Genomic DNA, 25798 nt, shown 5'->3' on the forward strand with positions numbered 1-25798 from the left:
GCATCCAAACACACCCGGCGCTATCGCAGGGCGTCGGCGACCTCCGTCGCCGCCTCCACCACCCGGGGGCCGACCCGCTCGGGGACGAGCCCGTTCAGCATCACCACGCCGACGCTGCCCTCGATCCCGCTCAGCCCGACCAGTGCGGCGGCCGCGCCGCTCGCGCCCGACTGCTCCTCCGCACGGGTGATCACGAAGCCCTGTTCCGGACGGCGCTGGCTGGGGAAGCCGCGCGCCTCCAGGATCGCCCGTCCGGCGGCGCTCTCCCCGAGCGGGTGGCGCAGCCCGGTCCGGTAGGCGACGTGGAAGTCCGTCCAGCTGGGCTCGACCACGGCGACGGCCAGCGCCTCGTTGCCGTCGACCAGGGTGAGGTGGGCGGTGGCGCCGAGGTCCTCGGCCAGGCTGCGCAGGGCCGGCAGCGCCGCCTCGCGCAGCAGCGGGTGCACCCGGTGGGCCAGTCGCAGCACACCCAGGCCCACCCGGGCCCGGCCCCCGATGTCCCGGCGGACCAGTCCGTGCTGTTCCAGCGTGGCCAGCAGCCGGTAGACGACGGTCCGGTTGACGGCGAGCCGGGCGGCGAGCTCGGTGACGGTGAGCCCGCGCTCGGAGTCGGCGAGGAGTTTGAGGACCCGGACACCACGGTCCAGGGTCTGGGAGGTCTCTGCAGTCACGACGCGCAATTCCTTTCCGCGGCGGGTCGCCGGAGGCGGCGGCGCCGGTCCGGGACTCAGGTGTCGCGCGCAGGTGGGTGGCCGCGCTCGGGCCGCGGTATGTCGTCCTTGACGTCCTGGCGGTCCTGCGGCGCCCTTCCCTCGGGGGGTTACCCGGCGGGAGAGCGTGTGGGAAAGGTAGTGAAGGAATTGTCGTGGCGGAAGTGGTTGTCCAAAATTCGGTCATGATCAATTTCGCCACGCGTGACGAATACGGGCAAACACCAACATTCCGCAGTCGATAGGTGTGCACAGGTTCGACCACAGTCCGAAGTCCGGACAGCCCCCGCCCGCGCGGGGCGCCGCCCGCCGGCCCGCCCCGCCGGACACCCGGCGGACACCCGGCGGCCCGGCGGGTCAGAGCAGCAGGTTGCGCAGCACCGTCCAGGCCACCGCGGTGCCGAGCACCGCCGCCGTGCCGCCCCGCCCGAGGGTCGGCCGCCAGCTCCGGCCGGCCAGGCCGTGCCGCAGCCAGGTGAGGTAGAGCAGCGCGACCAGCGGCAGCGAGAGCAGCAGCGCCGCGTTGTCGTGCCAGGCCGTCGCGAAGTCGCCGTGCAGCAGGTCGTACGTCATCCGGGTGCCGCCGCAGCCGGGGCAGTCCAGCCCGGTGACCTTCCGCCAGGGGCAGAACGGCAGCATCTGCCCGGGCAGGTGCGGATTGCGCGTCCACAGGTACGCGGAGCCGGCCAGGCCGCCGGCGAGCACCGCCAGCGGCGGCCCGGCGGTGCGGAGCCGGGCGGGGAGGGGCAGCCCGGCGAACCGGCCGCCGGCCCGGGGCACGGCGAAGCCGCCCCGGCCGGAGCCGGGGCGGCGCGCCGCGAATGGCCTGCGCAAGGTCAGCTGCGCAGCAGACGGCCCTGGGCGTCCGTGCGGTCGTCGCTGGTGAGGAAGAGGATGCCGTCGATCAGCGACCAGACACCGAAGCCGCCGCAGGTCAGCAGCTGGGCGATGCCCAGGCCGATGTGGCCGGTGTAGAAGCGACCGACGCCCAGGCTGCCGAGCAGGATCGTCAGGATGCCGGCGACGATCTTCGACTTGTCGGACAGCTCGGGCTGGGCGTGGGGCGGGTACGACACGTTCGGTGTGCTCCTTGTGACGGCATGTTCGAGGGCGCGACGACGTGGTCGCGTCCTCGACTGGTGAGGTTTGCCGGCCCGGCTCACCGGGGGCTGCCGCAGCCGTCCGGACGGGACGGTACGCAGCCGTGACGGCCCGGAGGCGGCGCGGCACGCGGAACACTAGCCGATCATCACACCGGCTGTCTCTACAGAATCTTCTCGTATGCCTTACCGTCACATGACCTCAAGGGGCGCCGGACGATTCCCCGAGGTCCCGTTACTTCGCCCATTCCCGGATCCGGTCGATCCGCGCCTTCAGCTGATTGACCGTCGCCTGCGCCGTGAGCGGGCCACCGCACTGACGCCGCAGCTCGTTGTGGATGGTGCCGTGCGGCTGACTCGTCCGGTGGTGCCAGGCCGCCACCAGCGCATTCAACTCCTTGCGCAGCTCGCGCAGTTCCTGATGGGTCACCACCGGCCGCTGCTCGGCCGGCAGCTCCAGCAGATCGGCCTCCTCGGCGGGCTTGGCCTTGCTGCGCTGGATCTGCCGGTGCTGGCGCTTCTGCAGCAGCATCTGCACCTGGTCCGGCTCCAGCAGGCCCGGGATGCCGAGGTACTCCTCCTCCTCCTCGCTGCCCGGGTGCGCCTGCATGCCGAACTCCATGGCGTTGTACAGCACCCGGTCGAAGACCGCGTCGGAGCCGATCGCCTCGTAGGAGAACTCCTCGCCACCCGCGCCGTCCGGGCCGTCGTTGGCCCGCTCGGCCTCGGCGAGCAGCCGGTCCTCCTCGTCGAAGAGGCCCTCGCCCTCCTTCTTCGGCCGGTCCAGCACGTGGTCGCGCTGGAGCTCCATCTCGTTGGCGAAGCCCAGCAGCGTCGGGATGGTCGGCAGGAAGACGGACGCGGTCTCGCCGCGCTTGCGGGCGCGCACGAAGCGGCCGACGGCCTGCGCGAAGAACAGCGGGGTGGAGATCGAGGTGGCGTACACCCCGACGGCCAGGCGCGGCACGTCGACGCCCTCGGACACCATCCGGACCGCGACCATCCAGCGCGAGTCGCCCGCCGCGTAGTCGGAGATCCGCTTGGACGCCTCCGCCTCGTCGGAGAGCACCACGGTGGCCTTCTCCCCGCTGATCTCCCGCAGGATCTTGGCGTAGGCGCGCGCGGTGTTCTGGTCGGTGGCGATCACCAGGCCGCCGGCGTCCGGGATCGCCTTGCGGACCTCGCTCAGCCGGCGGTCGGCGGCCTGCAGCACGCTGGGGATCCACTCGCCCTGCGGGGCCAGCGCGGTGCGCCAGGCCTGGGCGATCAGGTCCTTGGTCATCGGCTCGCCGAGCCGCGCCTCCAGCTCGTCGCCGGACTTGGTGCGCCAGCGCATGTTGCCGCTGTAGCTCAGGAAGATCACCGGCCGCACGACGTGGTCGGCCAGCGCGTGCCCGTAGCCGTAGGTGTAGTCGGCGACCGACTTGCGGATGCCGTCGCCGCCCGCCTCGTACTGGACGAACGGGATCGGGTTGGTGTCCGAGCGGAACGGCGTACCGGTCAGTGCCAGCCGGCGGGAGGCCGGCTCGAAGGCCTCGAAGCAGGCCTCGCCCCAGGACTTCGAGTCACCGGCGTGGTGGATCTCGTCCATGATGACCAGCGTCTTGCGGGCCTCGGTGCGGTTGCGGTGCAGCATCGGGTTGACCCCGACGCCCGCGTAGGTGACCACGATGCCGTGGTACTCGCGGGAGAGCGGGCCGGAGGAGTAGGCCGGATCGAGCTTGATGCCTATCCGGGCGGCGGCCTCGGCCCACTGCTTCTTCAGGTGCTCGGTGGGCGCGACCACGGTGATCTGCTGCACCAGGTGGTTGTGGAGCAGGTAGGAGGCCAGGGTCAGGGCGAAGGTGGTCTTGCCTGCGCCCGGGGTCGCGACCGCGAGGAAGTCGCGCGGCTGGTTCTCGATGTACCGGTCCAGCGCACCCTGCTGCCAGGCCCGGAGCTTCCCGGCGGTACCCCAGGGGGCCCGGCCGGGGAAGGCCGGCGACAGGTGGTGCGAAGCGGCCGACGCGCCTTGGCCGGCGGCCCGGGCGGGCGCGTGCGGCTCCTGCACGTCGGAGAAGAGGGGCATCGAGGAGGCGGCGGCAGTACTCACGGTCTCCGAGGGGGATCATCGCAGGTCAGAGGCTGTTTTGCGGCCCCGGCCCGCGGTCGGGCGGCAATCGGACAACCGGTCCAGCGTACCGGTCCGGCGCCGTTCGGGCGGCCAGGCTCGACCTCCGCTGCGCCCGGACGGCCGGAAACCGACGTGACCCGGATCACGGAAATCCGCCCGCCGAACCGCGTAAGCACGACGCCCCGTCCGACTCTCACCAGTGAGGCCGCCCCTCCCTCCCCGGCCGCCACCCCGGCCTCACGCCACCGAGAAGGCCCCACCGAGAAAGGACGCGCCGTGCACGCCGCCGTCGAAGAGACCGTCCAGGCCCGCTTGATCCTCTCCACCCACCGCTCGGCCCGCTTGCGGGTCATCCTCGCCTACCGCCCCCAGGACCCGCTGGCCGTCCGGATGGGCTTCCCCGCCGAGTTCTCGCTGGACGAGCCGGCCGACGACCACGGCCCGGACGCCGGCCCGGACGCCGAGCGGGACCCCGGCCCTGGCACCGGCCCGGACATCGAGTGGGTCTTCGCCCGCCAGCTGCTGACGACCGGCCTGGAGCTGGCCGCCGGCGTCGGCGACGTCCATGTCCGGCCCGCGGCGGGCCGGCGCACCATGGTCGAGCTGCGCGCGCCCGAGGGCACCGCGCTGGTCCAGTTCGACACCACCGACCTGCGGCGCTTCCTCTGGCACAGCCGGCTGGCCGTCCCCGAGGGCGAGGAGCACCTGTACCTGGACGCCGACCGCGCCCTCGCCGAGCTCCTGGGCTGACGCGCACCGGTCTCCGGAAGGGCCCTGCCGCCGCACCCGGTCCGTCGGCGGCCGCCCGGGGCCGAGCCCGGGCGAGCGCCTCAGGAGGGCCTCAGGAGGACAGCCGGCGCATCAGCCGCACACCCTGCGCCGCCGTCAGGTGCGGCAGGTACGCCTTGCCTATCGCGCGGGTGATGCTGGGCAGTGCCGCCGGGTCGGGGTAGGCCATGTACATCGGCCGGTACTCCGGCTGGAACTTCGCCTTGAAGGCCAGCAGCGAGCGGAACCCGTACACCGGCTCCAGCACCCGGCCCATCCAGTCGAGCGTGCGCTGCAGCCCGGTGGGCGGCGTGTCCTGCCCGGAACGCGCCAGCGGCGCGCCGGAGAGCGAGAGGAAGCGCGCGCCCTCGTCCTTGAAGCCGAGCGCGGCCGAGGCGATCAGGAACTCCGTCACCCCGCGGAAGCCGTCCGAGCGCCGGCGCATGAAGTCCAGCGTCCAGCCGACCGGCGCCCCGTCCTCGTAGACCGGCATCCAGCTGGTCAGCCCGTGCACGGTGCGCTCGCCGTCGACGGCGACCAGTATCCGGACGGCCGGGTCGTCCAGCTCCTCCAGCCCGCCGAGGGTGAAGCCCATCTCGGGCAGGCCCTTCTCGGAGACCCACTCCTCCGAGATCGAGCGGATCTGGTCCCGCAGCGCGAGCGGCGCGTCCTGGTAGGCCCACCACTCGGCGGTGATGCCCTGCTTGCCGGCCTTGTTGAGCGCCGTGCGGATGTCCTGCCACTTGCGGCCGGTGAAGGCCAGGTCGGGCAGGGCGACCACGGTGTCCTCCGCCACCTGGAGCGAGCGCCAGCCGAGCTGCCCGGCGGCGGCCCGGGTCTCCGGGGTGACGCTGTAGAAGCACGGCGTCCAGCCGCGGGTGTCGCAGTACCGGGCGAAGCCGGCCACCGCCCGGCGGCGGGCCTCCGGCTCGCCGAACGGGTCGCCGGTGGTCAGCGCCACGGTGGAGAGCACCCGGTAGGCGACGGCGGCCCGGCCCTCCTCGTCGAACCAGTAGTGGTTGCCGTCCCAGGTGGTGATGAAGGAGAGCGTGCCACCGCCGTGCGCGGTGAGCAGCGCCCGGGCGCGGGCGGCGTCCGCGGCGTCCGCGTGCACCACCGGCCGGCGGAAGGCCACCAGCAGCGCGGTCAGCGCGACCCCCCAGAACACCAGGCCGCAGTACGTCTCCAGCAGGCGGGCCAGCGGGCCGACGGCGATCGGGTAGTCCGGCAGCAGGTCGTTGTAGGCGGGCGGCAGGAACTGCGCCGGCAGCCCGGCGACCAGGCCGCGCACGCCCGCGCCCGGCTCGAACTGCCCGGCCGCCAGCCGACCGAACCCCACGTACGCGGTCGCGGCGACCAGGGCCGCCCCGCCGAGGACGAGGGCGAGCCGGCCGAGCACCGCGCCCGGCAGCCGCAGGCCGAACCGCTGCCGGGTGGCCAGCAGCAGGCCGGTGGTGAGCAGCGGCAGCAGCAGCGCCTCGACGAAGTACTGCACCACGTCCCCGGCACCGGTGCCGGTCTCGGTGAACAGCCAGAGCAGCAGCGCGACCCAGAGCAGCTCGGTGGCGACGGTGATCCGCCACGCCAGCCGCAGGCCCCGGCGCAGGCCTTCGGCGAGGACCAGCAGCAGGGCCGGGAAGAGCGCGGCCATCAGCCGGGCCGGGGTGTCGAAGATCCGCTGGACGGCGTGCGCGCGGGCGCAGTCGTGGACGGAGAGACCACAGAAGTCGGCGACCTCGTCCGGGGTGAGCCGGTGCGAGAAGTAGAGCTCGGAGAAGGTGTTGAACGGCCCGGCGGCGTTGTCGTACAGCGAGGCGATCAGCGGGCCGAGGGCGGCGGCCACCAGGCAGAGCGCGACCAGCACGCGGGTCTCGGTGTGCGAGGAGCGGTGCGGGCGCAGCTGCCACCGGCCCCGGGCGAGCAGCGCGCCGATGCCGAGGCCGAGCAGCGCGCCGGCGCACCGCTGGACGCTCTGCAGATGGCCGACGTAGAGCGTCATCACCAGCGGGACGAGCACCACCAGCAGGTGCAGCCGGCGGCGCCAGAGCACGCTGAGGCGGTAGCCGAGCATTCCGGCCAGCGCGAACAGGCCGACGCCCGGGCCGACGGCGGTCTGGTCGGCGACGGCGGCCGTCCACTGCTCGCCGGCCCGCGCGCCGAAGGCGACCAGTCCGGTGCCGAGCAGGGTGCCCAGGACCTGCCCGCCGACCAGCACCAGCAGGGTCCGCCACCGTCCGAGCCGGCTCTCGGCGGCCGGCCCGACCAGGAGCAGCAGCAGGCTGGTGAAGACGTACGAGCCCGCGCTGGAACACCAGAACAGGGAGGTGACCGGCGTCCACCAGCGGCCCTCGCCGAGGGTGGGCAGGCCCACGCCGACCTGGGCCAGCAGGGCCCGGGAGGGGCCGTGGGCCAGGCTGGCGGTGGCGGCGCCGACCGCCCAGAGCAGACCGAGCAGCACGAGGGTCAGCGGCGCGGCGCGCAGCCGGGCGGCGAGCCCGGTGAGGGCCTGCCGGCCCGGCCGGGGGGACGGCTCGGGGGCGGTCGCCACCGGGACCGGGTCGACACCGAGGTCGCGTTCGCGGGTGGCGACCAGGGCCGGGGCCGTACCGAGCCGGATCACCGGATCAACCCCGTCTGCTGGGCCAGCCACGGCAGCTGGTCGACGATGCCGGGCCGGAACACCACCCAACCGTGCCCACCCGGCATCAGATCGAACCTCGCCTTCATCCCGGCGTTCTGCACGGCCTGGTAGACCTTCTCCTGTTGCGGGCGGAACTCGCCGTCGGTGCGGCCGACGACGATCGCCGCGGCGGTGTCGGGGAACCGCTTGCGGCTCATCACCTGCAGCGGGTCGACGGCGTCGAACTTGGCCCCGTCGCCGTCGAAGGCCGCGGCGACGGTCTGCTCGCGGGTGCCCAGGGTGGGCTCGTCCTGCCCGGACATGTCGAGGAACGAGCCGTAGACCTCGGGGGCGTTGACGGCCAGCTGGAGCGCGCAGGTGCCGCCCATCGAGGCACCGCCGATCGACCAGGAACCGCGGCCCTTGGCGGCCTGGAGGTGCTGGTGCACCCAGTTCGGGACGTCCTCGGCCAGGTAGGTCTGCACGTTGCCCAGCTTGGAGTCCATGCAGAGCGTGTTGTTCCAGATCGAGCCGAGCTGGTCGGGCATCACCACGATCGGGGCCAGGCCCTGGTGCTCGGCGGCGAAGGCGTCCAGCGCCTCGTTCACCTGGCCGCCGAGCACCCAGTCGCCCGGGTTGCCGGGCTGGCCGGTGACGAGGACCACCACCGGCAGGAGCGGGCGCGGGCTCGCCTGGTAGGCGGGCGGCAGGTAGATGTACGCGTCACGGGCCTTGAATCCGGACTTGGCGCCCGGGATCGGCTCGATGGAGACGGTGCCCTTGGCGGGCAGCCCGGGCGGGGCCTGCCAGACGTCGGCGAGGACCTTGCCGGGCGGCGGGCTCACCGTGTGGGGGTCCTTCCCGGTGGTCAGCTCCTGGGTCTTGGAGAGCCAGGGCGCGAGCATGACCCGGCCGCTGGGGTACTGGCCGAAGCCGCGGTTGACCTGCGAGGAGGCCATCAGCAGCACCAGTGCCCCGGCGACGACCGCCAGCAGCTTGCCCCGCCGGGAGAGCCGCGGCATCCGGTAGCCGGCCAGGCAGAGCCCGAGCAGCGCGACGGCGATCCACCAGGTGACGTAGCGGGGCAGCCCCTCGGGGAAGGGGTGCCACCAGTCGTCCACGACGACGTCCAGCGCCAGGCTGAGCGCGGCGGCGCTGACCAGGGCGGCGGGCAGGCGGCGGTTCCACCACGTCCGGCCGCGGGCCAGGGCGAGCAGGAGCAGGGAGCCCCAGCCGGCGGCGAGCACGGCGAGCGGGATCGGGCCGTGCGTCAGCGGCCAGTCGATCGGGTTCCAGGAGACGGCGAGCGGAGCGGTGGTCATGTACGTGTCCCCGGCCGGGTGGTGTCGGCCAGGAATCCGTAGGCGACCACGTTTCCCTGGTAGCCGTGTTCCTCGCTGTACCCGCCGCCGCACGTGATCACCCGGAGCTGGGCGTCGGCGGCCTGGCGGTACACCCGGTCGTCCGGGAAGTCCTTTCGGTCGTGCACTTCGATGGCGTAGAGCTGGTAGACCGCGGTGGCGCCGTCCTCACGGGCGATCTCGATCCGGTCGCCGCGGTGCAGCGCGCCCAGATGATAGAAGACGGCGGGCCCGCTCTTGTTGTCGACGTGTCCCGCGAGGATCGCGGTGCCGCGCTGCCCGGGGGTGGCACCGCCGCGGTACCAGCCGGCCAGGTTGCGGTCGGCGGCCGGGGGCGTCTGGAGGCGCCCGTCGCCGTCCAGGCCGAGGCCGGTGACGGGGGCGTCGAGTTTGACGGCGGGGATCCTGATCCTGGTCGGGGCGGAGGGGCCGAGCGGGGGAACGACGGAGACCGGGGCGAAGCCGGAGAGGTACTGACCCGAACCGGGTGCCGGGGGCAGTGCGGCGTGGCCTCCGTCGTGCAGCAGCCAGGCGCCCAGGACGACTGCGGCGCCGACCGCCAGGGTGCCCGGCCACGGGCTCCTGCTCTCTTGGGCGCCCACCCGGCGCTCCCCTCTGCTGACAACGTGCTCGTTCCTGGAAGTTCCCTGGGAACAATTCAACCGGATTGGACCTTAAGGCACGTCAATACGATGGTCCTACCGGAACCCCCCGATCGGCAGGGCTAGCTAGCCGATTCGTGCTCCGAGTAGGCGGGCGACCACCGGGAGAGACCAGGATCCACCGGGAGGAGCGCTCGCGAGTCGCCCCGCATGACCATCGATAGTCTCGGACACCTGTCCGGTTGCACCAATCGGGCGATCACTTGCGACCGTTCGTGGTGGATCACCGACCGATCGTGTTCGCATGCCATGCTGACCCCGTTCACAGGCCTATCACCGCACTTGTCCGACCGGACTGTCTCCACGCCTGCCGCATGTCCCATGAACGGAGTGACCATGGACGCTCTCTCCCGCCGCACCCTACTGGCCGCCGGTGCCGCGACCGCAGCCACCCTCGCGGCCGGCTGCGGCGCCAACGGCGGGGCCGGCGGAGAGCAGGCGCAGGCCCCGGTCCCGGTACCGGCCGGCCCGGCGGCGGACCACGCCGCCCCGGGCTCCGCACCCCCCAAGCCACCCGCCACCATGATCGGCGACGGCTCCACCTCGGACACCGGCCCGCAGCCGAACCAGCCCACCGCCGAGCCGCTGAAGCTCGGCGAGCGCCCGCCGCAGTTCGTGGTCTTCTCCTGGGACGGCGCCGGCGAACTGGACAACGGTCTGTTCCGCCGGTTCCGCCGGCTGGCGCAGGAGCACAACGCGTCGATGACCTTCTTCCTGAGCGGCCTCTACCTGCTGCCCGAGGCCAAGAAGGACCTCTACCGTCCGCCGCAGCACAAGGTCGGCGCCTCCGACATCGGCTACCTGTCGGACCAGCACATCCACGACACCCTGGAGAACCTGCACGCGGCCTGGCTGGAGGGGCACGAGATCGGCACCCATTTCAACGGGCACTTCTGCGGCGCCACCGGCGTCGGCAAGTGGTCGCCGGAGGAGTGGGACAGCGAGATCCAGCAGGCGATGGACTTCGTCACCACCTGGAAGACCACCACCGGCTTCAGCGACCTACCGGCCCTGCCCTTCGACTACCGCAAGGAACTGATCGGCAGCCGCACCCCCTGTCTGGAGGGCCAGCGCAACCTGCTGCCGACCGCCGTCAAGCGCGGCTGGCGCTACGACAGCAGCGGCAACGGGACGCAGATCTGGCCGCAGAAGATCCAGGGCGGGGCGCTCTGGGACCTCCCGCTGCAGTCCATCCCCTTCCCCGGGCACACCTTCCAGGTGCTGTCGATGGACTACAACATCATGTTCAACCAGTCCGGCAGCAACACCAAGGCCGACCCCGCCCTGCACGCGGCGTACCAGACCCAGGCCAGGGACTCCTACCTGATGGGCTTCGAGCGCGCCTACACCACCAACCGGGCGCCGTTCGTCATCGGCAACCACTTCGAGCAGTGGAACGGCGGCATCTACATGAACGCCGTCGAGGACGTGCTCAAGGCCATCGCCGGCAAGCCCGAGGTGCGGCTGGTCTCCTTCCGCCAGCTGGTCGACTGGCTCGACGCGCAGGACCCGGCGGTGCTGCGCAAGCTGCAGGGCCTCGCCGTCGGCCAGGCACCGGCCGGGGGCTGGGAGACCTTCCTCGGCTCCCCCGCACCGGCGGCCGCCACCGGCTGACCGTCCGGGAGGGCGCTACGCCTTCCGCACCCGGCCGGAGACCAGGGCTCCCACCAGCGCCACGCCCGCCATCGTCACGAAGATCGCCGCGAACGCGCCGGCCGAGCCGGTGCCCTCGCCGCCCCCGTGGGCGGCGGCCACCGAGCCGCCGCCCAGCGCCGAGAACAGCACCCCGGACAGGCCCACCAGCAGCACGTTGCCGAGCGCGTCGCTCATCTGCAGCGAGGCCGAGTTGGCCCCGGCGTCCTCCGGCGCGGACAGCTTCATCATCAGCACGCTGATACTCGCCACCGTCAGACCCATGCCGATCCCGCCGACGCCCCAGGCCGTCGCCGTCACCCAGGCCGGCACCGCCGGGACGAGTACCAGCGCCGCCCCCGCGATCGCCGCCGCCGTCAGCAGGAAGCCCCACCGGATCATCGCCTCCCGGTACCGCTCCGCGCCGGGCCGGCCCTGCAGCCAGGAGCCCAGCGCCCAGGAGAGGCCGCCGCTGGTCAGCGTCAGGCCGGCCAGCGTCGGCGACAGGCCGCGCTGGGTGACCATCATCAGCGGGATGAACGCCTCCGCCGCGAAGAACGCCCCCGCGGCCACTCCGCGCAGCAGGATCACCGTCGGCAGCCCGCGCGCGGCACGCAGCGTCCCGACCGGCAGCAGCCCCAGGACGGCGGGCACCAGCAACGCCGCCCCCGCGAGCGCCGGGACCAGCCCGACCAGGTCGAGCCGCTGGCCGGCGTACTGCAGCAGACCGGCGCCGAGCGCGGCCATCGCGGCCAGCCGCGTGCGACGGCGGTCGAACTCCGCGCCCTTCGGCACCGGCTGCTCCCTCTCGGAGCGGCGCAGCGCCGGCCCCATCACCGCGAGCGGCAGCAGGATCAGCACCGGGACGGCGAGGAACACCCAGCGCCAGCCCAGGTGGTCGGTGACGGCCCCGGCCACCACCGGGCCGACGATCGAGGGCAGCACCCAGGCCGAGGAGAAGGCCGCGAACACGGCCGGCCGCAGCCGCTCCGGATAGGCCCGGCCGACCACCACGTACAGCGCCACGATCACCAGGCCGCCGCCCAGGCCCTGGATCGCCCGGCCGGCCACGAAGACCCACATCCCGGGGGCCGCCCCGGCCACCACCAGGCCCGCGCCGAACACCGCGATGCCGGTGAAGAGCGGTTGCAGCGGGCCCCTGCGGTCGCACCACTGGCCGGAGACGACCAGGGCGAACAGCGTGGTGGTGAAGTAGCCGGAGAAGGCGAAGGCGTACAGCTGGAGCCCGTCCAGCTGCCGGGCCGCCACCGGCATCGCGGTGTTGACGGCCGTCGCCTCGAAGGCGAGCAGCAGGACCACGGAGACGATCCCCAGGGTCAGCGGCCGGTAGCGGCCGGTGAGCACTCCGCCACCGGGGTCGGTCTCGTCGGGGGGTGTCGGGGCGGAATCGACCGAGGTGGGGGAGGCTGTGGTCATACGTAGCATCGTAAGACCCGTCGGGCGACATGACCCCTGACCCGAGGCCCTGATCGTCTACTGCGCAGGGCCTAGGACCGGCTTCAGTGCAGCACCTTGAGACCCACCACACCGGAGACGATCAGCAGCAGGCAGCCGATCCGGGCCGCCGTGACCGCGTCCCCCAGGACCGCCATTCCGTACAGCGCCGTACCGACCGCGCCGATGCCGACCCAGACCGCGTAGCCGGTGCCGATCGGGACGGACCGCATCGCGTACGCCAGACCGCCCATGCTGAGCGCCAGCGTGACGCCGAAGACGATCGTGGGAACGAGCCGGGAGAAGCCCTTGGACGACTCCAGGGACACCGCCCAGGCGGTCTCCAGGACGCCGGAAACGATCAGAACGAGCCAGGCCATGACGAGGGACCTCCGCAGTCGGCAGCGGCCGGGTTGCCGCTGTGCTGCGCCGTCTTGTCGTCACCGGGTACGACGCGCTCGTCCGGGGCGGCCGGAAAAGGCCACCTTCTTCGACCGTAGCACGACCCGCCATACAGAATTTACAAACGGATATTGACGCTCCCCCAGCCATTCCGCCAAGATGAATTCACCAACACGGCGAACGACGACAGGAGTCGGCAATGGACAGGAAGACGGCGACCCTCGCGGCCCTCCGCACCTGCGCCCCCGCTCCCCGGTGTCGTCGCGCCTGTCGCTGTTGCCGCTGCGCCTGAGCGCACCCGCAGTACAGCTCCCCCATGGCCGTGTGCCCGAGTGGTTGAGGGAACCGCCTGCAAAGCGGTTTACACGGGTTCGATTCCCGTCATGGCCTCCACGCGTACCGACGACAGAAGACGGCGAATTCCATCGCCGTTTTCTGCCGTCGGCGTTTTCAGAATATTCCGGGGTTTTCGGTCACACGACGAAGAAGACCCGGGTGAGCGGTCCGCCGGTGACGGGCTCGCTCACGTTGTGCGTGACGTCCGTGATGGTCACGTTGCTGTAGCTGACACTGGCCAGGACGAACTTCTGACCCTTGGGGCAGGTGAGCGTGCTGGCCGGCGGGTTCACGACCAGGGAGCCGGTGAGGCTGCCGTTCTTGTCGGACTTGAAGCTGCCCGACGCGGTGACGGTTCCGGTGCTGCTCTGCTTGTTCGCCGCCTGCGGGTGGTTGCCGCCCCCGTTCAGACAGGCGTAGGTGGCATTGGCGTCGGCGGACGCCGTGTAGTCGATGTTCGCGTTGTTGCCGAGACCGGCCTCCGTGAACGTGACGGTCAAGCCGCCGTTGCTGTTGACGCCGGTGGTTGTGGCGCTCTGGAAGTGCGGGCTGATCGCCAGTGCGGGGCCGACCGTGCCGACGGTGAGGGCGAAGACTCCCAGCAGCATCACGAGCAGGGCGCGGATGCGGGTACGCATGTCGGCGTTCCTTTCGCCGAGCGGACGGAGCGTCACGAAAGGCGGCGCTCCTCGGACATGCCGGGTCATCGGTCAGCAGCTGGTCCGGTGACGGCATCCCAGCCGACGGATCCCCGCCCACGCCGCTTCGCACATCCACTGCGGAAAGCCGGCGCGGCGCTGTGTGCCGTGGCCGCCCACACTGATCGACCACTGTGAGTATATGAATCGCCGTGACAGGCCAACAAGCCCTCGATCGTCAACGGTCGTGACGCTCCGAAGTTCTCGCAGGTCAAAGTCGGGCTGGGCGCCCCAGATCAGCCGTCGCGCCGACCAGTGCGCCCATCACCCTGAGTAACACCGTGTGTCGCGCAGCCGTCAGGCCGTCACCGCGTCCTCGGGCCGGATCGGCAGCCGCCCGACGGGCAGGCCGGTCGCGGCCCGGACGGCGGCCGCGACGGCGGCCGGGGCCACCACCGCGGGAGCCGCGCTGACCGCCTTGGCGCCGAAGGTGGCGACCACGTCGCGCTCCTCGACCAGGGCGGCGATCCGGACCTCGGGGGTGTCCAGGGCGGTCGGCAGGCGGTAACCGGTGAGCGAGGGGTTCTGCAGCAGGCCGCCCTCGGTGCGCAGGTCCTCCAACAGGGCCAGGCCGACCCCCTGGGCCACCCCCGCCTCGATCCGGTCCTCGATCTGGCGCGGGTTGAGCGCCCGGCCGACGTCCTGGGCCACCGTCACGTCCACCACCCGCACCGCGCCCAGCTCGATGTCCACGTCCACCACCGCGCGCATCGCGCAGAACGCGATGGAGACGAAGGCGTCACCGTGTCCGGCCTCGTCCAGCGGCTCGGTCGGGTGCGGACGGCACTGCGCGGTGGCCCAGAGCTCCTTGCCCTCCAGCGCCTCGGCGACCGGCATGCCGAGCACGCCGTCGTAGGAGGTGATCTTGCCGTCGGAGATCTGCAGCAGCTCCACCGACATCCCGAAGTTGGCGGCGATCGGCTGGAGCAGCTGGTGGCGGACCATCAGCGCGGCCCGCTCGACCGCGCCGCCGGAGACCCAGGTGTGCCGGCCGCGGGCGGCGGGCCCGGCGATCGACTGGTCGCTGTCGGCCGGCGCGATGTAGACCTCGCCCACCCCCAGCACCGACTGCACGATCTGCCGGGCCAGGGTGGCGAAGCCCTGGCCGGAGTCGACGGCCGCGCAGATCACCGTGGCGTGGTCACCGCTGACCCGCACCGTCGCGGTGGAGACCTCGTCCTCGCCCTCGGCGCCCAGCATGTGCACCATGCCGACGGCGTAGCCGATCCCGCGCCGCACGGCCGCCGGGTCGCCGGCGCCGCCGGGCCCGCCCGGCAGCAGCCACTCGGCGTCCGGATCGTCCACCGGCAGCGCCGGCAGCGGCTCTTCGGCGAGGGCGTCCAGCAGTGCGGCCACCGGCGCGGGGCAGGTGACGGCCTGTCCGGTGGGCATCGGGTCGCCGGTCGCCATCGCGTTGCGCCGGCGGATCTCCAGCGGGTCCACCCCGACCCGGGCGGCCAGCTGGTCCAGCTGCGACTCGTAGGCGAAGCAGGCCTGCAGGGCGCCCTCGCCGCGCATCCGACCGGCCGGCGGGTTGTTGGTGCGCACCGCCCAGGCGTCCACGAAGACGTTCGGGCAGACGTAGGGGCCGACCGAGAAGGCGGTGGCGGCGGCCAGCGCCTCGGCCGAGACGTCGGCGTAGGCCCCTCCGTCCAGCAGGATCTGCGCCTCCACCTTGACCAGCCTGCCCTCGGCGTCGGCGTGGTGACGGTAGCGCAGCAGCGCCGGGTGGCGGGAGGTGTGGGTGTGGAACGACTCCTCGCGGGTGAGGGTCATCTTCACCGGGCGGCCGGTGCGCAGCGCCAGCAGCGCCAGGGTGACCTGGAAGGAGAGGTCCTCGCGGTCCGAGGTCGCGCCGGGCACGCCGGTGACCACCAGCCGGACCCGGTCCGGCTCCAGGCCGAGGCAGGCGGCGGTGCGGTCGCGGTCGCCGTGCGGGTCGGTGGACGACAGGTGCAGTTCGACCCCGCCGTCCGGGCGCGGCACGGCCAGGCCCGCCTCGGCACCGAGCGGCGCCGGGTCCTGGCGGCCGACCTGGTAGAGGCCCTCGACGATGACCTCGCCGGCCGCGTCGGGGTCACCGGTGCGCAGCGGCAGGTGCCGGAAGAGGTTGCCGTCCGGGTGCAGCGGGCCGGCGGTGAAGGCCTGCTCGGGGTCGGTCACCGCCTCCAGGGGCTCGTACTCGACGGTGATCAGACCGACCGCCAGCCGGGCGGTGTCGGGGTGGTCGGCGGCGACCGCGGCGACCGGCTCGCCGTGGTGGCGCACCACGCCCGCGGCCAGGATCGGCCGGTCGGCGACGATCGGCCCGGCCGGGGCGCCGTCGGGGGTGCCGTCCGGGCCGGCCGGCAGGTCCGCGGAGGTGACCACCGCGTGCACGCCCGGCAGGGCGAGCGCGGCCGAGGTGTCGATGCCCTTGATGCGGGCGTGCGGGTGCGGCGAGCGCAGTACCGCGCCCCAGAGCAGGCCCTCGGCCCAGAGGTCGGCGGCGTACGGGTAGATGCCGAGTGCCTTCGGCAGGGCGTCGCTGCGCAGCGGGGAGCTGCCCAGCCCGAACGGCTCCCGTGCGCCGCCCTCGTCACCGTCCTGCTGGGGTGCTGCGCCGATGTCGGTAGGCGACGTCATGATGCGTGGTCGTCCTCGGGGAGCCGGATGCCGTGGGCGGGGGTGGCGCCGTACGGGACGCCGGCGGGGGCGGCGCCCTCGACCGGGACCCCGTGCGGGGGCGTGGGGACGTACGGCGTGCCGTGGGCGGGCGTGCCGTCGAAGCCGGCCCCGGCGAAGGCCGGGCCTTCGAAGGCCGCGCCGTCGAAACCGTTGCCGGGTACGGGGATGCCGTGCGCGGGGGTCGGCTCGTAGACCGGGCCGTCGTACGGCGAGGTGTCGTAGCCGGACTGCGGCGGGTAGCCCCCGTCCGGGTAGCCGGGCAGGTAGCCGCCGTGCTCGGGGGCGCCCTGGTACGGCTGCTGCTCGGGGTAGCCCTGCGGCGGGTAGTAGCCCTGTCCCTCGCCGCCCTGGGCGGGGATGCCCGGGACGAGCGGGAGGACCGCGGTGTCGTACACGCCGGTGTCGTAGCCGCCCTGGCCGTCGGGGGTGCCGTACGGCAGGCCGACGGTCAGGCCCGTCCCGCCGGTGGCCGGGGGCTCCTCGGCCGGCGGCTGCGGGACGTGCTCGATCCAGGCGTCGGCGTCGGTGTAGACCGGCAGCTCGGCGGCCTGCTCGTGCGCCGGCGGCGGCACCGGTGCCCCGGCCTCGGGGGTCTCGCCGGCCGGAGCGGGCGCCTCGGCGGCGGCCGCGTGCGCCTCCTCCGCCTCCTCGGCCTCGTGTGCGCGGGCGTCGGCGACGCTCTGCACCGCGGCCAGCACGCCCCGGTAGCCGGTGCAGCGGCAGAGGTTGCCGCAGAGCGCCTGCCGGGCCTCGACCTCGGTGGGCCGGTGGTTGCGCTGGAGGAGGTCGTGCACGGCCATCGCCATGCCGGGCGTGCAGTAGCCGCACTGGACCGCGCCGGACTCGGCCAGCGCCTGCTGGACCTCGCTGGCGCCGCCGCCGGCCGACAGGCCCTCGACGGTGTTGATCTCGCTGTCCGCGGCCAGCGCGGCGGGCACCAGGCAGCCGGCGACCAGCTGGCCGTCCACCTGGACCGAGCAGGCACCGCACTCGCCCTGCTCGCAGCCGTCCTTGGCGCCGGCCAGTCCGAGCCGCTCGCGCAGCACGTAGAGCAGGCTCTCGCCGATCCAGGCGTCGGTGACGGGCCGTTCGAAACCGTTGACCCGCAGCGTGTACGAGGCGCAGGGGCGCAGCTCGCGACTCACCTGCGGCGCGTGGTCGAGCGGGCCGACGTCGAGGGTTCCGATGGGGTCAGTGGTCACTTCAGCGCCCTTCCCAGTGCCCGGCGGGCCAGCACCGATACGGTACGCCGCAGCCGAACGGCGGCCGCGCTCGGCCCCTCGGTCACGGCCTCCCAGGCGCCCTCGGCGCCGTAGCTGTCGGGTACGCAGGCGGCGGCCACGTACTCGCCGAAGGCGGCCGTCGCGGTGGGGTCGATCTCGCGGCTGCCGTCCCAGTCGATGCAGCCCGCCACCCAGGCCTCGGCCTCCAGCGGGCGCAGCGGCACGGGGGCGACGGCACCGACGGCGCAGCGCACGGCGCGCCGGGCGGGGTCGAGGACGAGCGCGACGGAGGCGGTGGCGCGGGCCGGGCCGCTGCGTCCGGTGGCCTTGAGGAAGACCTGCGGGGCGTGCAGCAGCGGGACGCGCACCCAGGTGAGCAGTTCACCGGGGCGCAGCGGGTCGAGGCCGGTGAGCAGGTGGCTGACCGGGACCTCGCGGGTGGCGCCGGCCCGGGCGAGGGTCGCGGTGGCTTCCAGCGCGGCCAGCACCGGGAGGGTGTCGCCGGCCGGGGAGGCGGTGACGATGTTGCCGCCCAGGGTGCCGACGTTGCGGACCTGCGGGGGGCCCGCGGTCCGGGCGGCGTCGGCGAGGGCGGGGATCAGGGCCGCGAAGTCGGGGCGGTCCATCCGGGCGTGGGTGAGTCCGGCGCCGAGGACGGCGGTGCCGCCGTCCTCGTAGCGCCAGCCGCGCAGTTCGGTGATCCGGCCGAGGCCGATCAGGGCGGCCGGGCGCAACCGCCCGGCGTTGACGGCCTCCATCAGGTCGGTGGCGCCGGCCACCGGCACCGCGGCCGGGGTGGCGGCCAGCGCGTCGACGGCCTCGTCGAGGGAGGCCGGCAGCATGATCGTCCGGTTCACCTGGGTCCCACCGTGCTCCACTTGCTCATCGATCGCCTGCCGCCCGCGGCCCTCGGCCGGGGTGTCCGCGTCGGCAGCCCGGCCTGGCCCGTAGGGTACGGGCGATCGGGCCGGGTTGGGCAACTCTGGCACACAATGCTCGATGATCATTTCGGGACGGGCGAACGGAACTGCCCGATTGGGACGGATACCGGGCGGTATCTGCTCCGGCCCGGGTCGGACCGGAGCAGATGTTCATCTGTTCTTGACGTCGGATGACCACTCAGAAGTTCCCGGGCGCTGTCGCGACCGGGCGCCGGTCCCGGTCAGAGTGCCGGCGGCGGGCCCTCGATCGGGCGGCCGGCCACCCCGGGGCGGCGCTGCCAGGGGTGCGGACCGTCGACCGGCCGGTACTCGACGCCGAGCGCGTCCAGGACGGCCCGGTGGGACTCCATCCGGCGCTCGAAGCCCGCGTAGTCGCGCTCGGCCGGATCCGTGGGCAGCGCCGACCAGGCCACCTCCGAGAAGGCCGCCAGCCGGGGGAAGGCCCGGTAGTCGACGTCCCGGGCGCTGTCCATGAACTCGCTCCACAGATTGGCCTGGGTGCCGATCACCCGGCGGGCCGCGACCTCGTCGAGCTGCGCCGGCACCGGCTCGAAGCGGTACACGTCCTCCAGCGTGCGGACGAAGCCGACCGGGATCGGCTCCTCCGCCCCCGGGGCCTGCCGGTGGTCCAGGTAGACGTGCTGCTCGGGGCACATCACCACGTCGTGCCCGGCCTGCGCGGCGGCGATCCCGCCCCCGTAACCACGCCAGGAGGACACCGCCGCACCGGGCGCGAGTCCGCCCTCCAGGATCTCGTCCCAGCCGATCAGACGGCGCCCGCGCTCGGCCAGCCAGCGGTCGAAGTGCCGGATCACCCAGCTCTGCAGCTCGTCCTCGTTGCTCAGGCCGAGCTCCCGGATCCGCTCCTGGGCCGCGGCGCTGTCCTTCCACTGCTCCTTCGGGCACTCGTCGCCGCCCAGGTGGACGAACTCGGACGGGAAGAGCTCCAGGACCTCCTCCAGCACCCCCTCGAAGAAGCGGACGGTGCCCTCGGAGGGGTTGAGCACGTTGTGGCTCACCCCCCAGTCGGTCCACACGCCCAGGGCCGCGGTGTCCACCACGTCGGTGTTGCCCAGTTCGGGGTATGCGGAGATGGCGGCCTGGGAGTGCCCCGGCAGGTCGATCTCCGGTACGACGGTGATCGCCCGTTCGGCGGCGTACGCGACGATCTCGCGCAGGTCGTCCTGGGTGTAGAAGCCGCCGTGCGGGCGGTCGTCGCGGCGCTGGCCGGACCGGTAGCCGACCATCGAGCGCTCGCGCCAGGAGGCCAGCTCGGTGAGCTTCGGGTAGCGCTTGATCTCCACCCGCCAGCCCTGGTCGTCGGTCAGGTGCAGATGGAGCACGTTGAGCTTGTGCGCGGAGAGCTGGTCGATGAAGCGCAGGACGTCGGCCTTGGGCAGGAAGTGCCGGGCGACGTCCAGCAGCGCGCCGCGCCAGCCGAAGCGGGGGGCGTCCTCGATGTCGACGCCGGGCAGTACCCACCCGGTGGCGCGCAGCGGGGCCCGGCGGTAGGCGTCCGGGCCGAGCAGCCGGCGCAGGGTCTGGGCACCCCAGAGCGCGCCGGCCGGGCCGCCGGCGGTGACCACGACGCGGCCGGGGCGCACCGAGAGCCGGTACGCCTCACCGGCCAGCGTCTCGTCGTGGACCAGTTCGATGCCCTCGCCGGACCGCCCCGGGCCGAGCGGCAGTCCGGTGGCGGCGGTCAGCGCGGTGCGCAGCCACCGCTCGGCGCCGGCCAGCGCCGGCGGCGCGGTCAGGGTGGTGCTGCGGTCGAGGGGGAAGTCCTGGTCCTGGAGGCGGACGGAACTCAAGGGGGCGGGAATGAGGTCCATTCCGCCATCCTGCCCCCGGGCGGGCGAACTGGCATAGACCACTCCGCGCAATGCGGCACAGTGCAAAACGGTGCGGTGCAAAACGGCGCGGTGCGGAACGCAGCGGCGCAGAACGCAGCGGTGGCGAGCGGCGCCGTGCGGAACCGCCCCGTGCTCAACCGCGCCGGGCGGAGCCGTCCGGCCCGGACCGGGCTACTTGTCGTCGCCGCCCTTGCCGTCCTGCGGCTTGCCGATGCCGTCGTAGATCTCCTTGCACATCGGGCAGACCGGGTACTTCTTCGGGTCGCGTCCGGGTACCCAGACCTTGCCGCAGAGCGCCACCACGGGAGACCCCGAGAGCGCGCTCTCCATGATCTTGTCCTTCTGGACATAGTGCGCGAAGCGCTCGTGGTCGCCGTCCCCGTGGGACACCTGCGGGACGGGCTCGACCAGGGTGCCGGTGCCGAGGCCGCGCTCGGGCTCAAGAGTGCTCATGGGTGCCAAGTCTATGGGCGCCCCGGGAAACCGGGCCAGTGTCCGGCCGGCGGCGCCGCCCACCGGGCCGGCGGGGTGCTCGCGGGCGGGCCCCCGACCGCTTCGACGGTCAGTTCAGCGTGGGGTCGTCCGGGTACGTCGCCAGCAGCGCCAACGGGCCGCGCTGGCGGCGCAGTACGGCGCGCCAGAGCCGCTCGGGCTCGGGGCTGGAGATGTCCCCCGGCTCGCAGTCGACCAGGTACCAGGCGCCGCTGCCGAGCTCCGACTCCAACTGCCCCGGCGACCAGCCCGCGTACCCGGCGAAGATCCGCAGGCCTCCGAGCTCGCCGGCCAGCACCTCGGGCGGCGCCTCCAGGTCCACCAGGCCGATCGCCCCGTGCACCCGTCGCCAGCCGAGCGGCTCGACGTTCTCCGGCTCCCCCGGTGCCACCGCCAGGCCGAGCGCCGAGTCCAGCGCCACCGGGCCGCCCTGGAACACCACGGCCGGGTGGCCGACCAGGCCGCCCCAGCCGTCCAGTACGCTGCCCACCTCCACCGGCGTCGGCCGGTTGAGGACGACACCGAGCGCCCCCTCGGCGTCGTGGTCGAGGAGGAGCACCACCGCCCGGGCGAAGTTCGGGTCGGTGAGCACGGGAGTCGCGACGAGCAGTCGGCCGGTGTGCGACCGGCCTCCGCGCGTATGGGCCGCCGTCATGTCTCACATGATCCCGCAGAACCACCGGGGCCGGACACCTCGACGCGAAGCCCGCCGACGAAGCTTCACCACCCGACGCGAACACCTCCACCGACACCCGTCCCGACACCCCCACCGACACCCCCGCGGGCGCCGCACCGGAACCCGCACCGACACCGTCCCGACACCCGCACGAACACCCGTACGGACGTATCGGCGGGCGGAACGCCACCCCGAGAGAGCACCATCACGGGAGAGGCACACGGGAACCACCGATACGCCTACTACCATCTACTGATGGTGGACGCCCTTATACGGTGCCGACTCGGTCACACCGGGGGCCCGAGCGCGCCCGTACGACCGGTCCACCGCCCGGTTCCCTCCCCGGAGCCGCACCCACTCCTCTGGCACCCCGGATTGCGAGAACGATGACCGACGACGTCCTGCTGGTCCACGGCGGAAACCCGCTCGAAGGCGAGATCCGCGTCCGCGGTGCGAAGAACCTGGTCCCCAAGGCCATGGTCGCCGCCCTCCTCGGGCAGGGCCCCAGCAGACTGCGCAACGTCCCGGACATCCGCGACGTCAAGGTGGTCCGCGGTCTGCTCCAGCTGCACGGGGTGACCGTGCGCACCGGCGACGAGGAGGGCGAGCTGATCCTCGACCCGTCCCACGTGGAGAGCGCCAACGTCGCCGACATCGACGCGCACGCCGGCTCCTCGCGCATCCCGATCCTCTTCTGCGGCCCGCTGCTGCACCGCCTCGGCCACGCCTTCATCCCCGGCCTCGGCGGCTGCGACATCGGCGGCCGCCCGGTCGACTTCCACTTCGAGGTGCTGCGCCAGTTCGGTGCCAGCATCGAGAAGCACCCGCAGGGCACCTACCTGGTGGCCCCGCAGCGCCTGCGCGGCACCCGGATCGAGCTGCCCTACCCGTCGGTCGGCGCGACCGAGCAGGTGCTGCTCACCGCCGTCCTGTGCGAGGGCGTCACCGAGCTGCGCAACGCGGCCGTCGAGCCGGAGATCGTCGACCTCATCTGCGTGCTGCAGAAGATGGGCGCGATCATCACCATGGGCACCGACCGGACCATCCTGATCACCGGTGTGGACGAGCTCTCCGGCTACAACCACCGCGCCCTGCCGGACCGTCTGGAGTCCGCCTCCTGGGCCTGCGCGGCGCTTGCCACCAGGGGCGACATCTACGTCCGCGGCGCCCGCCAGCTGGAGATGATGACCTTCCTCAACACCTTCCGGAAGGTCGGTGGCGCCTTCGAGGTGGACGACGAGGGCATCCGGTTCTGGCACCCGGGCGGCGAGCTCAAGGCGATCGCCCTGGAGACCGACGTGCACCCCGGCTTCCAGACCGACTGGCAGCAGCCACTGGTCGTCGCGCTGACCCAGGCGACCGGCCTGTCCATCGTGCACGAGACGGTGTACGAGTCGCGGCTGGGCTTCACCGGGGCGCTGAACCAGATGGGTGCCCACATCCAGCTCTACCGCGAGTGCCTGGGCGCCACCCCGTGCCGCTTCGGCGCCCGCAACTTCCTGCACTCCGCGGTCGTCTCCGGCCCGTCCAAGCTGATCGGCTCCGAGCTGGTCATCCCGGACCTGCGCGGCGGCTTCTCGTACCTGATCGCGGCGCTGGCGGCCGAGGGCACCTCGACCGTGCACGGCATCGACCTGATCAACCGCGGTTACGAGAACTTCATGGAGAAGCTGCGCGACCTCGGCGCCCACGTCGAGCTGCCCAGCGAGCGACTGGTCACCGCCTGACCGTGCGGCCGGGTTCCCTTCGGGGAGCCCAGCCGCACGGCGAGAGGCCGGGCTCCCCGAAGGGAACCCGGCCTCTCGGCGTTCAAGGGGTTGCTCAGGCGCCCTTGGCGGCTTCCTTGAGCTTGGAGCCCGCGCTCACCTTGGCGCTGTAGCCGGCCGCGATCTGGATCGGCTCACCGGTCTGCGGGTTGCGGGCGGTGCGGGCAGCGCGGTGGGTGCGCTCGAAGGTCAGGAAACCGGGGATGGTGACCTTCTCGTCGCCCTTGGCGACGACCTCGCCGACGATCTCGGCGAAGGCGGCCAGAACGGCGTCGGCGTCCTTGCGGGTCACCTCGGCGCGCTCGGACAGCGCGGCCACCAGCTCACTGCGGTTCATGTGTACTCCTGTGGTCTGTTCGCTTGCGGTGTACGGGGGCCCATCGGTGCTCCCTCCGGGGGCACCCGGATAGGCCGCAGGTCCGCACACTGTGCTCATTCAGGCAATGCGTGGTCGCGGGCGGGTTCGAACCCCGTGCCGCCGTTGGTGCCGTCGAAGGCCCGTCTGCCTGCCTGGATACGAATCCTGCCCCGACCGGCCCCGAGAAAGCCAATCGGGCCCCGACCGTGCCCCCCGAACAACGCCCGCCCGCCGGAGGTGTGACGCTCCGTCGGCTCCGGCGGACCGGGCGCGGGCGGCGGTCGGGACGACGCGCCGGAAGACCAGGGGGACGTTCCGTACTTGTCGGACACGCCTGCCCCGTGCAGGGCTACCGTACGCCCTAGGCCCGACAAGCCCAAACACGCCCCTCGCCCTTGTGTCGCAAGGGTTCGGGGCGGCCTTGGGCGGGTAAGGACGCTAATCGGTCATTTGACCGATCCGCGACACCTGTCACGTACCGCCGTCAGAGCTTGAAGACGGGGAAGGACGAGGTGTCGAGCGTGCCGACGATGCCCGGGGTCGGCCGGGACGGCGCCTGGTCCTCCTGGGCGCCCGCCAGCGCGGCGTCCCGGACGGCGGCGGCCACCGTCTTGGCGACGTCCTTGTGGAAGACGCTCGGGATGATGTAGTTGGCGTTCAGCTCGTCGTCCGCGACGGTGGTGGCCAGCGCCCGGGCGGCGGCGATCATCATCTCGGTGTTGACCGTCCGGCTCTGGGCGTCCAGCAGGCCGCGGAAGACGCCCGGGAAGACCAGGACGTTGTTGATCTGGTTCGGGAAGTCGCTGCGGCCGGTGGCGACCACCGCGGCGGTCTGGCGGGCGATTGCCGGGTCGACCTCCGGGTCCGGGTTGGCCAGCGCGAAGACGATCGCGTCCTCGGCCATGCTGGCCAGGTCGTCGCCGTCCAGCACGTTCGGGGCCGAGACGCCGATGAAGACGTCGGCGTCCGCCACGGCCTCCTTGAGGCTGCCGGTGCGGCCCGAGCGGTTGGTGTGCTCGGCGATCCAGCGCAGCGAGTCGTTGAGGTCCTCACGGCCCTGGTGGACCACGCCCCGGACGTCCGCGACGGTGGCGTGCTCGACACCGGCCGCCAGCAGCAGCTTGAGGATCGCGGTGCCGGCGGCGCCGGCGCCCGACATCACCACCCGGATGTCGCCGATCTCCTTGCCGACCACCTTGAGCGCGTTGGTGAGCGCCGCCAGCACCACGATCGCGGTGCCGTGCTGGTCGTCGTGGAAGACCGGGATGTCCAGGGCCTCGCGCAGCCGGGCCTCGATCTCGAAGCAGCGCGGCGCGGAGATGTCCTCCAGGTTGATGCCGGCGAAGCCGGGGGCGATCGCCTTGACGATGGCCACGATCTCGTCGGTGTCCTGGGTGTCCAGGCAGATCGGCCAGGCGTCGATGCCGGCGAAGCGCTTGAACAGGGCCGCCTTGCCCTCCATCACCGGCAGCGCGGCGGCCGGGCCGATGTTGCCCAGGCCCAGCACCGCCGAGCCGTCGGTGACCACGGCGACGCTGTTGCGCTTGATGGTGAGGCGGCGGGCGTCCTCGGGGTTCTCGGCGATCGCCAGGCAGACCCGGGCGACACCGGGGGTGTAGATCATGCTCAGGTCGTCACGGTTGCGGATCGGGAGCTTCGAGGACATCTCGATCTTGCCGCCGAGGTGCATCAGGAAGGTGCGGTCCGAGACCTTGCCGATCGACACGCCGTCGATCGCGCGGAGCTTCTCGACGATCTCCTCGCCGTGCGCGACCGAGGACGCGGCCACCGTCACGTCGATCCGCAGGGCCTCCAGACCGGAGGCGGTGACGTCGAGGCCGGTCACCGAGCCGCCGGAGGACTCGACCGCCGTGGTGATCGCACTGACGGCGTTGCCCCTGGCCGGGACCTCCAGCCGCACCGTGATCGAGTTGGAGACACTGGGCACCGTCGCCATCGACGTTT

At 72.9% G+C, this 25798-nt stretch carries 20 protein-coding genes, 1 tRNA gene, 1 pseudogene and 1 riboswitch; of the genes and pseudogenes, 4 read left to right on the top strand and 18 right to left on the bottom strand.

The features are described 5' to 3' along the window. Positions 1–20: 20 nt before the first annotated feature. The 4 genes from AB0J08_RS06345 to AB0J08_RS06360 all read right to left on the bottom strand — a co-directional run bounded on the left by AB0J08_RS06345 (position 21) and on the right by AB0J08_RS06360 (position 3878). The gene (locus AB0J08_RS06345) at positions 21–671 is read right to left on the bottom strand and encodes a helix-turn-helix domain-containing protein (protein WP_209416099.1); all 651 of its coding nucleotides are present in this window, start codon (positions 669–671) and stop codon (positions 21–23) included. A gap of 396 nt (positions 672–1067) precedes the next feature. Beyond that, positions 1068–1460, bottom strand: coding sequence for a DUF2752 domain-containing protein (locus tag AB0J08_RS06350; protein ID WP_360627818.1), 393 nt, complete (start codon positions 1458–1460; stop codon positions 1068–1070). A gap of 86 nt (positions 1461–1546) precedes the next feature. Then, on the bottom strand, positions 1547–1786 hold the full coding sequence (locus AB0J08_RS06355; RefSeq protein ID WP_360627738.1) for a TM2 domain-containing protein: 240 nt from the start codon (positions 1784–1786) through the stop codon (positions 1547–1549). 259 nt (positions 1787–2045) lie between these two features. Then, on the bottom strand, positions 2046–3878 hold the full coding sequence (locus AB0J08_RS06360; protein WP_360627821.1) for a DEAD/DEAH box helicase: 1833 nt from the start codon (positions 3876–3878) through the stop codon (positions 2046–2048). Between the two features lie 321 nt (positions 3879–4199). Between AB0J08_RS06360 and AB0J08_RS06365 the strand changes: the two genes are divergently transcribed. Beyond that, positions 4200–4673: an SsgA family sporulation/cell division regulator gene (locus tag AB0J08_RS06365; RefSeq protein ID WP_360627741.1), complete on the top strand. Its 474-nt coding sequence runs from the start codon at positions 4200–4202 to the stop codon at positions 4671–4673. A gap of 91 nt (positions 4674–4764) precedes the next feature. Here the strand turns inward: AB0J08_RS06365 and AB0J08_RS06370 are convergent, their stop codons facing one another. Genes AB0J08_RS06370 through AB0J08_RS06380 form a run of 3 tightly spaced genes read right to left on the bottom strand, consistent with a single transcriptional unit; the run spans position 4765 to position 9274 of the window. Beyond that, the gene (locus AB0J08_RS06370) at positions 4765–7311 is read right to left on the bottom strand and encodes a DUF2156 domain-containing protein (RefSeq protein WP_360627743.1); all 2547 of its coding nucleotides are present in this window, start codon (positions 7309–7311) and stop codon (positions 4765–4767) included. After that, on the bottom strand, positions 7308–8633 hold the full coding sequence (locus AB0J08_RS06375; protein ID WP_360627746.1) for an alpha/beta hydrolase-fold protein: 1326 nt from the start codon (positions 8631–8633) through the stop codon (positions 7308–7310). Before AB0J08_RS06375 ends, AB0J08_RS06370 begins: the two co-directional genes overlap by 4 nt. Then, the gene (locus AB0J08_RS06380) at positions 8630–9274 is read right to left on the bottom strand and encodes a class F sortase (protein WP_360627749.1); all 645 of its coding nucleotides are present in this window, start codon (positions 9272–9274) and stop codon (positions 8630–8632) included. Before AB0J08_RS06380 ends, AB0J08_RS06375 begins: the two co-directional genes overlap by 4 nt. Positions 9275–9670: 396 nt before the next feature. Here AB0J08_RS06380 and AB0J08_RS06385 point away from each other — a divergent pair, with 396 nt between their 5' ends. Further along, positions 9671–10948, top strand: coding sequence for a hypothetical protein (locus AB0J08_RS06385; RefSeq protein WP_360627752.1), 1278 nt, complete (start codon positions 9671–9673; stop codon positions 10946–10948). Positions 10949–10963: 15 nt separating this feature from the next. Here AB0J08_RS06385 and AB0J08_RS06390 read toward each other — a convergent pair whose 3' ends face one another. After that, entirely contained in the window at positions 10964–12403 is a 1440-nt protein-coding gene (locus AB0J08_RS06390) for an MFS transporter (RefSeq protein WP_360627755.1), read from the bottom strand. Positions 12404–12486: 83 nt separating this feature from the next. Continuing rightward, a complete protein-coding gene (locus tag AB0J08_RS06395; protein WP_360627758.1) occupies positions 12487–12801 on the bottom strand; it encodes an SMR family transporter in 315 nt (104 codons plus the stop codon). Positions 12802–12844: 43 nt separating this feature from the next. Further along, positions 12845–12910: riboswitch (guanidine-III (ykkC-III) riboswitch) on the bottom strand. 231 nt (positions 12911–13141) lie between these two features. Between AB0J08_RS06395 and AB0J08_RS06400 the strand changes: the two genes are divergently transcribed. Continuing rightward, a tRNA-Cys gene (locus tag AB0J08_RS06400) sits at positions 13142–13216 on the top strand. A gap of 80 nt (positions 13217–13296) precedes the next feature. Here AB0J08_RS06400 and AB0J08_RS06405 read toward each other — a convergent pair. From AB0J08_RS06405 to AB0J08_RS06435, 7 genes and pseudogenes are all read right to left on the bottom strand, one after another. Continuing rightward, positions 13297–13797, bottom strand: coding sequence for a hypothetical protein (locus AB0J08_RS06405; RefSeq protein WP_360627761.1), 501 nt, complete (start codon positions 13795–13797; stop codon positions 13297–13299). Positions 13798–14154: 357 nt separating this feature from the next. Beyond that, positions 14155–16482, bottom strand: a complete 2328-nt coding sequence (locus AB0J08_RS06410) for a xanthine dehydrogenase family protein molybdopterin-binding subunit (protein WP_360627764.1) — start codon at positions 16480–16482, stop codon at positions 14155–14157. Positions 16483–17177: 695 nt separating this feature from the next. Then, a pseudogene (locus AB0J08_RS06415) lies at positions 17178–17645 on the bottom strand ((2Fe-2S)-binding protein); the annotation flags it as partial. Between the two features lie 77 nt (positions 17646–17722). After that, on the bottom strand, positions 17723–18589 hold the full coding sequence (locus AB0J08_RS06420) for an FAD binding domain-containing protein (RefSeq protein ID WP_360627824.1): 867 nt from the start codon (positions 18587–18589) through the stop codon (positions 17723–17725). Between the two features lie 320 nt (positions 18590–18909). Beyond that, positions 18910–20520 (bottom strand): beta-N-acetylhexosaminidase, encoded by a 1611-nt coding sequence (locus AB0J08_RS06425; protein WP_360627767.1) that lies wholly within the window; start codon positions 20518–20520, stop codon positions 18910–18912. Positions 20521–20712: 192 nt separating this feature from the next. After that, positions 20713–20994 carry a DUF3039 domain-containing protein gene (locus AB0J08_RS06430; protein ID WP_329487875.1) on the bottom strand — a complete coding sequence of 94 codons (282 nt, stop codon included), beginning with the start codon at positions 20992–20994 and terminating at the stop codon, positions 20713–20715. Between the two features lie 109 nt (positions 20995–21103). Continuing rightward, complete coding sequence (locus tag AB0J08_RS06435) at positions 21104–21688, bottom strand: YqgE/AlgH family protein (RefSeq protein ID WP_360627770.1); 585 nt, start codon at positions 21686–21688, stop codon at positions 21104–21106. Between the two features lie 407 nt (positions 21689–22095). Between AB0J08_RS06435 and murA the strand changes: the two genes are divergently transcribed. Beyond that, a complete protein-coding gene (murA, locus tag AB0J08_RS06440; RefSeq protein WP_360627773.1) occupies positions 22096–23436 on the top strand; it encodes a UDP-N-acetylglucosamine 1-carboxyvinyltransferase in 1341 nt (446 codons plus the stop codon). 94 nt (positions 23437–23530) lie between these two features. Here murA and AB0J08_RS06445 read toward each other — a convergent pair whose 3' ends face one another. Next, positions 23531–23812 carry an HU family DNA-binding protein gene (locus tag AB0J08_RS06445; RefSeq protein ID WP_030059737.1) on the bottom strand — a complete coding sequence of 94 codons (282 nt, stop codon included), beginning with the start codon at positions 23810–23812 and terminating at the stop codon, positions 23531–23533. Positions 23813–24317: 505 nt separating this feature from the next. Further along, a complete protein-coding gene (locus AB0J08_RS06450; RefSeq protein WP_360627776.1) occupies positions 24318–25790 on the bottom strand; it encodes an NAD-dependent malic enzyme in 1473 nt (490 codons plus the stop codon). Positions 25791–25798 lie beyond the last annotated feature (8 nt).

Source organism: Kitasatospora sp. NPDC050463, assembly GCF_040655255.1.
Taxonomy (GTDB): Bacteria; Actinomycetota; Actinomycetes; order Streptomycetales; family Streptomycetaceae; genus Kitasatospora.

What these genes read in the sequence shown, in the direction of transcription:
- AB0J08_RS06360 (WP_360627821.1), bottom strand. Translation starts at nt 3,878, where the DNA reads ATGCCCCTCTTCTCCGACGTGCAGGAGCCGCACGCGCCCGCCCGGGCC.
- AB0J08_RS06375 (WP_360627746.1), bottom strand. Translation starts at nt 8,633, where the DNA reads ATGACCACCGCTCCGCTCGCCGTCTCCTGGAACCCGATCGACTGGCCG.
- AB0J08_RS06385 (WP_360627752.1), top strand. Translation starts at nt 9,671, where the DNA reads ATGGACGCTCTCTCCCGCCGCACCCTACTGGCCGCCGGTGCCGCGACC.
- AB0J08_RS06390 (WP_360627755.1), bottom strand. Translation starts at nt 12,403, where the DNA reads ATGACCACAGCCTCCCCCACCTCGGTCGATTCCGCCCCGACACCCCCC.
- AB0J08_RS06395 (WP_360627758.1), bottom strand. Translation starts at nt 12,801, where the DNA reads ATGGCCTGGCTCGTTCTGATCGTTTCCGGCGTCCTGGAGACCGCCTGG.
- AB0J08_RS06405 (WP_360627761.1), bottom strand. Translation starts at nt 13,797, where the DNA reads ATGCGTACCCGCATCCGCGCCCTGCTCGTGATGCTGCTGGGAGTCTTC.
- AB0J08_RS06410 (WP_360627764.1), bottom strand. Translation starts at nt 16,482, where the DNA reads ATGACGTCGCCTACCGACATCGGCGCAGCACCCCAGCAGGACGGTGAC.
- AB0J08_RS06420 (WP_360627824.1), bottom strand. Translation starts at nt 18,589, where the DNA reads ATGCTGCCGGCCTCCCTCGACGAGGCCGTCGACGCGCTGGCCGCCACC.
- AB0J08_RS06425 (WP_360627767.1), bottom strand. Translation starts at nt 20,520, where the DNA reads ATGGACCTCATTCCCGCCCCCTTGAGTTCCGTCCGCCTCCAGGACCAG.
- AB0J08_RS06430 (WP_329487875.1), bottom strand. Translation starts at nt 20,994, where the DNA reads ATGAGCACTCTTGAGCCCGAGCGCGGCCTCGGCACCGGCACCCTGGTC.
- AB0J08_RS06435 (WP_360627770.1), bottom strand. Translation starts at nt 21,688, where the DNA reads ATGACGGCGGCCCATACGCGCGGAGGCCGGTCGCACACCGGCCGACTG.
- murA (WP_360627773.1), top strand. Translation starts at nt 22,096, where the DNA reads ATGACCGACGACGTCCTGCTGGTCCACGGCGGAAACCCGCTCGAAGGC.
- AB0J08_RS06445 (WP_030059737.1), bottom strand. Translation starts at nt 23,812, where the DNA reads ATGAACCGCAGTGAGCTGGTGGCCGCGCTGTCCGAGCGCGCCGAGGTG.
- AB0J08_RS06450 (WP_360627776.1), bottom strand. Translation starts at nt 25,790, where the DNA reads ATGGCGACGGTGCCCAGTGTCTCCAACTCGATCACGGTGCGGCTGGAG.